Annotated in this window: 10 protein-coding genes; 1 reads left to right on the forward strand and 9 read right to left on the reverse strand. The window is 70.1% G+C overall.

The annotated features are described in order from the left end of the window. The 5 genes from ASG00_RS14555 to infC form a co-directional block, all read right to left on the reverse strand. Window positions 1–720: amino acid ABC transporter ATP-binding protein (locus ASG00_RS14555; protein WP_082483217.1), on the reverse strand; the 720-nt coding region annotated here is incomplete at its 3' end. A 117-nt stretch (window positions 721–837) separates the two neighbouring features. Beyond that, entirely contained in the window at window positions 838–1,638 is an 801-nt protein-coding gene (locus tag ASG00_RS10400; RefSeq protein WP_045247626.1) for a TrmH family RNA methyltransferase, read from the reverse strand. 90 nt (window positions 1,639–1,728) lie between these two features. Next, on the reverse strand, window positions 1,729–2,115 hold the full coding sequence (gene rplT, locus ASG00_RS10405) for a 50S ribosomal protein L20 (protein WP_056209345.1): 387 nt from the start codon (window positions 2,113–2,115) through the stop codon (window positions 1,729–1,731). Between the two features lie 30 nt (window positions 2,116–2,145). After that, window positions 2,146–2,340, reverse strand: coding sequence for a 50S ribosomal protein L35 (rpmI, locus tag ASG00_RS10410; RefSeq protein WP_045247624.1), 195 nt, complete (start codon window positions 2,338–2,340; stop codon window positions 2,146–2,148). Window positions 2,341–2,387: 47 nt separating this feature from the next. Beyond that, the gene (infC, locus tag ASG00_RS10415) at window positions 2,388–3,014 is read right to left on the reverse strand and encodes a translation initiation factor IF-3 (RefSeq protein WP_082483203.1); all 627 of its coding nucleotides are present in this window, start codon (window positions 3,012–3,014) and stop codon (window positions 2,388–2,390) included. A 214-nt stretch (window positions 3,015–3,228) separates the two neighbouring features. Between infC and ASG00_RS10420 the strand changes: the two genes are divergently transcribed. Further along, window positions 3,229–3,657, forward strand: coding sequence for a DUF1844 domain-containing protein (locus ASG00_RS10420; RefSeq protein WP_056209350.1), 429 nt, complete (start codon window positions 3,229–3,231; stop codon window positions 3,655–3,657). 57 nt (window positions 3,658–3,714) lie between these two features. Here the strand turns inward: ASG00_RS10420 and ASG00_RS10425 are convergent, their stop codons facing one another. The 4 genes from ASG00_RS10425 to hisB all read right to left on the reverse strand — a co-directional run. Further along, window positions 3,715–4,545, reverse strand: coding sequence for an SseB family protein (locus tag ASG00_RS10425; protein WP_056209353.1), 831 nt, complete (start codon window positions 4,543–4,545; stop codon window positions 3,715–3,717). Beyond that, window positions 4,529–5,275 carry a bifunctional 1-(5-phosphoribosyl)-5-((5-phosphoribosylamino)methylideneamino)imidazole-4-carboxamide isomerase/phosphoribosylanthranilate isomerase PriA gene (gene priA / locus ASG00_RS10430; RefSeq protein ID WP_045247621.1) on the reverse strand — a complete coding sequence of 249 codons (747 nt, stop codon included), beginning with the start codon at window positions 5,273–5,275 and terminating at the stop codon, window positions 4,529–4,531. Before priA ends, ASG00_RS10425 begins: the two co-directional genes overlap by 17 nt. 61 nt (window positions 5,276–5,336) lie before the next feature. Continuing rightward, on the reverse strand, window positions 5,337–5,981 hold the full coding sequence (gene hisH / locus ASG00_RS10435) for an imidazole glycerol phosphate synthase subunit HisH (RefSeq protein ID WP_056209357.1): 645 nt from the start codon (window positions 5,979–5,981) through the stop codon (window positions 5,337–5,339). Further along, window positions 5,978–6,530 (reverse strand): imidazoleglycerol-phosphate dehydratase HisB (hisB, locus tag ASG00_RS15440; RefSeq protein WP_162238390.1); only part of this gene is annotated, 553 nt, incomplete at its 5' end. The genes hisH and hisB, both read right to left, overlap by 4 nt.

Here is a 6,530-nt window from a genome sequence, read left to right on the forward strand (position 1 = left end):
AGTCGCCTGCTCGACGATCTGGCCGTCGGCCATGAACACGACCCGGTCGGCGGCCTTGCGCGCGAAGCCCATCTCGTGGGTGACGACGATCATGGTCATCCCTTCGTGCGCGAGCGAGGTCATCACGTCGAGCACCTCGGTGATCATCTCGGGGTCGAGGGCGCTCGTGGGCTCGTCGAAGAGCATCACCTTGGGGGCCATCGCGAGCGCCCGGGCGATGGCGACACGCTGCTGCTGTCCGCCGGAGAGCTGCGCCGGCAGCTTGTCGGCCTGCGCCCCGACGCCGACGCGGTCGAGAAGTCGACGACCGGATGCCTCCGCCTCCGCCTTCTTCTGCTTCTTGACCTTGATCGGTCCGAGGGTGACGTTCTCGAGGATCGTGAGATGGGAGAACAGGTTGAACGACTGGAACACCATGCCGACGTCGGCACGGAGCGCCGCCAGCGCCCTCCCCTCGCTCGGAAGCGCCACGCCGTCGATCGCGATCGTTCCCGAGGTGATGGTCTCGAGCCGGTTGATCGTGCGGCAGAGCGTCGACTTCCCCGATCCGGAGGGGCCGATCACCACGACCACCTCGCCTCGGTTGACCGTCAGGTCGATGTCCTTGAGGGCGTGGAAATCGCCGTAGTGCTTCTGCACGCGCTCGACGACGACCAGCGGATCGCCGCGTCGCACGCTGATGTTCGATGTCGCCGGGCCGGGGGAATCCTGGGAAGACATGATGTCCACTCTATGAACGGGATGTGGACGATCGCGACCCGTGGCGGATTCTCCCAGGGGGATGTAACCTCCGCGGAACCTGCCTCGGCCGGCTTCCGCGACACGGCATCCGGCCGGTCAGCCGCGCTGGGCGAACGCCGATTCGTAGAGGCAGACGCTCGCCGCAGTTGCGAGGTTCAACGACTCGGCCTGCCCGTAGATCGGCAGGCGCAGCGCGGCATCCACCCACTCGAGCGCCTCATCGGGCAGCCCGTGCGCCTCGTTTCCGAACACCCAGGCGGTCGGGCCGTCGAGTTCCCCGGCTCGCCGCGCGTCGAGCAGATCGTCGCCCTTGACGTCGGCGGCGACGACGCGCAGTCCTGCCGCGCGTGCCGCGTCGATCACGTCTTCCAGTGACTCGACGCGCGCCACCGGCACGTGGAACAGAGACCCGGTCGTCGACCGCACGACCTTCGGGTTGTAGGGATCCACCGTGCGCCCGGTCAGAACCACCGCATCGGCGCCGACGGCGTCGGCCGCGCGGATGATCGTGCCGAGATTGCCCGGATCGCGGATCTCTTCGCAGATCGCGAGCAGTCGCGGTGCACGGGCGAGAACGTCGTCGATGGATGCCTCGTCCTGGCGGGCGACAGCGATGATGCCCTGAGGAGTGACGGTGTCAGCCATCGCCTCGATCACCGCGTCGGACGCGAGCTCTACGCGGAGCCCCGCGCGCGATGCCGCCTCGCGGAGGTCGGCGTGGCGATCCCAGGCGGCGGGCGTCGCATAGAGCTCGACCAGGCCGTCGGCACGGAAGGCGAGCGCCTCGCGCACGGCCTGCGGACCCTCGAGGAGGTACAGGCCGGTCTCGTCGCGCGCCGCCCGTTTGGCGAGCTTCGCGACCGCTCGGGCGCGCGGCGATCGGGGATTCTCGAGCACGCGGCCAGTCTAGAGCGGTGGGGTGCCTCGCCCGGGAACGACGAACGGGGCGCCCTCCCGAAGGAGGACGCCCCGTGCAGCGTGTGACGCTTAGGCCGAGACCTTGGGCGCGTTCACGTCGGCCGGAAGGGCGGCCTTCGCCGTCGCGACCAGCGACGCGAACGTCGCGGGCTCGTTCACCGCGAGGTCGGCCAGGATACGGCGGTCGACCTGCACACCCGCGAGGCCGAGGCCCTGGATGAAGCGGTTGTAGGTGATGCCGTTCTGACGGGCAGCGGCGTTGATGCGCTGGATCCACAGACGGCGGAAGTCGCCCTTGCGCTTGCGACGGTCGCGGTACGCGTAGACGAGCGAGTGGGTGACCTGCTCCTTCGCCTTGCGGTAGAGGCGCGACCGCTGGCCACGGTAACCCGAGGCGCGATCGAGGATGGTACGACGCTTCTTCTGGGCGTTGACGGCCCGCTTGACTCTAGCCATTTCTTGTCTTCCTCACGTGGGTCGGCGCGCTCAGCGGCCGAGGAGCTTCTTCGCGACCTTGGCGTCGCCCGGGGCGAGCACCTGCTCCTGCGACAGACGGCGGGTGCGCTTGGTGGGCTTGCCCTCGAAGTTGTGGCGCAGGTTGGCCTGCTGCTTCATGAGCTTGCCGGTGCCGGTGATCTTGAAGCGCTTCTTGGCACCCGAGTGGGTCTTCTGCTTCGGCATGTCGGTTTCCTTCTGTGTTGTGTCCCGCGGACGGGAATCGTGGCGCCCTACTCGGCCGGAACCGGAGCGGGCTGCTCGTCAGTGGGGGTGTCGCCGCGGGCGGCCGAACGGGCGGCCTCCTTGTTCGCGGCACGCTGGGCGTTCTGCTCCGCCTTCGCCTCGGACTTGTTCTTGTGAGGCGCGATCACCATGACCATGTTGCGACCGTCGATCGTGGGGTTCGATTCGACGGTGCCGAACTCGGAGACATCCTCGGCGAACTTGCGAAGCAGGCGCACACCCAGTTCCGGACGCGACTGCTCGCGACCGCGGAACAGGATCATCGCCTTCACCTTGTCACCCGACTTGAGGAATCCCTCGGCGCGCTTGAGCTTGGTGGTGTAGTCGTGAGCCTCGATCTTGAGGCGGAACCGCACCTCCTTCAAGACCGTGTTCGCCTGATTGCGCCGGGCCTCCTTGGCCTTCTGCGCGGCCTCGTACTTGAACTTGCCGTAGTCCATGATCTTGACGACGGGCGGCTTCGAGTTGGGGGCCACCTCGACCAGGTCGAGGTCTGCCTCCTGGGCCAGACGCTGCGCAACCTCGATACGGACGACGCCTACCTGCTCGCCGTTCGGACCCACGAGGCGGACCTCGGGGACGCGGATGCGCTCATTGGTGCGGGGATCGCTGATGCGGAACTCCTCTTACGTAGCGGGTGCCACCGCGACGCGGGTGCGAAGCGGGCGGAAGATTCGCACACTCCACCCACGCGACGTCACGACGTTCGCGCCCGCACGCGCCACAAGGCCGCCACCGGAGAACCGGAGCTGTGCGTTCGACCCGGTAACCTTGGGCGGCAAGCGCGGGTGGGATGTGATCCACTTTCGATCCGAAGCAGACGCTCGGATGCCCGCACAGTCTAGCAGAGAGAACGACGTGCACACGAGCCCCGACGACAACGCCTTCACCGACGACGAGCGCCACGCTCGCTGGGAGGAGCAGGAGCGCGCCGCGTCGAGCGCCGTGCGCGACATCGCCGACGTGGCCGCGGTCGAGATCATCACCACGACCGCCGTGCACCTCATGAGCGCGGCCGCCGTCAAGGTCGGCCTCGCCGACGACCCGGAGTCGCAGACCGACCTCGACGAGGCCCGCAAGCTCATCAACGCCCTGGCCGGCCTCCTCACCGCCGCCGCCCCCGAGGTCAGCGACATGCACGCGCGGTCACTCCGCGACGGCCTGCGCTCCCTGCAGCTCGCCTTTCGCGAGGCATCCGTCGTTCCCGACCCGATCGGCAAGGGACCCGGCGAGAAGTGGACCGGCCCGGTCACCTGACCCCGCCCCGGCGCGCACTCGTCCGGTCGCGATGGCAGAGCGGCGGCGCGACGCAGCTCAGCGCGCGCGGTGCAACTTGACCGACAGCGAGTCGACCAGGGTCGCCACCGCGTCATCGGCGGCCCACCGGCGGGCGAGTCGCGCGAGCACGGCGTCGAGCTCCTGCTGATCGAGGCCCGCCGCGAGATTCAGGTGCACGACGAGTTCGGAGCCCAGACCCCGCGCGCGCGGATCCCCGGGAGCCACCTGCAGATCGAGCACCGCGAGCTCGTGCGCGATGCTGCGCTGAAGGCCCAGGAACACCGCCGGCGAGGCGAAGGACGGCTCCCATTCCTCACCCTTGGCGATCGCCCACACGGCGGGGCGCCGCAGCACGAACTCTGTGTCCGAGCCCGGGTCGATCACGATCAGGTCGGTGTCGTCGTTCGCGGCCGCGAGCGCCGTGCGCACGCCGTCGGCGGGCACCGGGCGAGCCGCGGCATCCCAGGCGCTCATGGTCGCCACCGATGTGAACACCGGCAGCACGCGTCGCCCGTCGGGCGCAGCCACCGTGACGATCGACAGCTCCTGCGTCTTGTCGACGACAAGGCCGGTCGGGCCCACACCCTCGTCTCCCTTCTCGGCGATGAGCGGGATCAGCAGGCGCGCCGTGCGGTACGCGGTCGCGACGGCGACCTGATCGCCCTCGCCGGCATGGAAGGCCTCCAGCGCCGCCCGCAGAGCGGGGTCGGCCGAGCCGTCGTCGCCCGCGTGCGGGTTCGGCTCGAAGCTGCGACCCGCCCACGGAGTGCCCGCCGAATCGGTCAGGTGAGGATCGTGCGCCGAGCCGTGGTCGTGGCCGCAGGCCTCGCCCTGACCGGGATGCCGCGACTCAGGCTCCGGCGACATCCAGCGCCTCGCGCAGGGTGAACGCCCCCGAATAGAGCGCCTTGCCGACGATCGCGCCCTCGACACCGTGCGGCACGAGCTCGCGCAGCGCCGCGATGTCGTCGAGGCTCGAGATGCCGCCGGACGCGATGACCGGCTTCGGCGTGCGGTCGGCGACGGTGCGCAGCAGGTCGAGGTTCGGGCCGCGCAGCGTGCCGTCCTTGGTGACGTCGGTGACGACGTACCGCGTGCAGCCAGCCTCCTCCAGCCGGTCGAGCACGGCCCACAGGTCGCCGCCGTCGCGCGTCCAGCCGCGGGCGGCGAGGGTCGTTCCGCGCACGTCGAGGCCGACGGCGACCGCGTCACCGTAGCGGCCGATGACATCTGCCGCCCACTCCGGGTTCTCCAGGGCCGCGGTGCCGAGGTTGATGCGCGCCGCGCCCGACTCGAGAGCCGCCTCGAGCGAGGCGTCGTCGCGGATGCCGCCGGAGACCTCGACGTTTACACCCTTGACGTGCGTGATGACCTTGCGCAGCAGGGCCGCGTTGCTGCCCCGACCGAACGCCGCGTCGAGGTCGACGAGGTGGATCCACTGCGCACCCTGGCGGGCCCACTCGAGGGCGGCCTCGACGGGGTCGCCGTAGCTCGTCTCGCTGCCGGCCTCCCCCTGGGTGAGGCGCACGGCCTTGCCGTCGGCCACGTCGACCGCGGGAAGGAGGATCAGTTCGGGCGTGGAAGCGAAGTCGTTCATGGGTCCTCGGGTGAAGCGAACAGGCGGATGCCGCGGCGCGCCGACGCGCGCCCGGGAGAGGTTATCCCGCGGAGAGCGAGCCGATCCAATTGGACAGCAGTCGGATGCCGGCGGCCCCCGACTTCTCCGGGTGGAACTGGGTCGCCGACAGCGCGCCGTTCTCCACGGCTGCGAGGAACCGGGACCCGTGGGTCGCCCAGGTCAGCGACGGCGTGGGGAAGGGCGGCTGCACCTCGAGCGACCACTGCTGCGCCGCGAAGGAGTGCACGAAGTAGAACCGCTCGTCCTCGACGCCGGCGAACAGCGTCGACCCCTCGCCGGGCTCGACGGTGTTCCATCCCATGTGCGGGAGCACCGGGGCATCCAATTCGGTCACCACCCCCGGCCACTCCCCCAGACCCGGGGTGTCGTCGCCGCGTTCGACCCCGCGGCCGAACAGCACCTGCATGCCGACGCAGATTCCGAGCACGGGACGTCCTCCGGCGAGGCGCCGGTCGATGAGCTCGTCTCCCCCGCTGGCGCGGAGCGCCTCCATGACGGCTCGGAACGCGCCGACCCCTGGCACCACCAGACCGTCGGCCTCGAGCACGAGCGCGCGATCGGCGGTGAGGCGCGCGTCGGCGCCGGCCACCGCGAGCGCCTTCACCGCGGAGTGCACGTTGCCCGACCCGTAGTCGAGCACCGCGACGAGCGGCGTGCGCGTCACAGAGCGCCCTTGGTGCTGGGGATGCCCTCGACGAGCGGGTCAAGCGCCTTCGCCTGACGGAACGCTCGCGCGAACGCCTTGTACTCGGCCTCCGCGATGTGGTGCGGGTCGCGACCCGAGAGCACGCGCACGTGCACGGTGAGGCCCGCGTTGAACGCGATCGCCTCGAACGTGTGGCGCACGAGCGAACCGGTGAAGTGGCCGCCGATCAGGTGGTGCTCGTACCCCTCCGGCTCGCCGGTGTGCACGAGGTACGGACGGCCGCTGATGTCGACCACAGCCTGCGCGAGGGCCTCATCGAGCGGCACGAGCGCGTCGCCGTAGCGCGAGATGCCGGCCTTGTCGCCGAGCGCCTGGCGGATCGCCTGACCGAGCACGATTGCGACGTCCTCCACCGTGTGGTGCGCATCGATGTGCGTGTCGCCGCTCGAGCGCACGGTGAGATCGGTGAGCGAGTGCTTCGCGAACGCCGTCAGCAGGTGGTCGAAGAACGGGACGCTCGTGTCGATGCTGCTGCGCCCGGTGCCGTCGAGGTCGAGGGTGAGCTCG

It is taken from the genome of Microbacterium sp. Leaf351 (assembly GCF_001423825.1).
GTDB lineage: Bacteria > Actinomycetota > Actinomycetes > Actinomycetales > Microbacteriaceae > Microbacterium > Microbacterium ginsengisoli.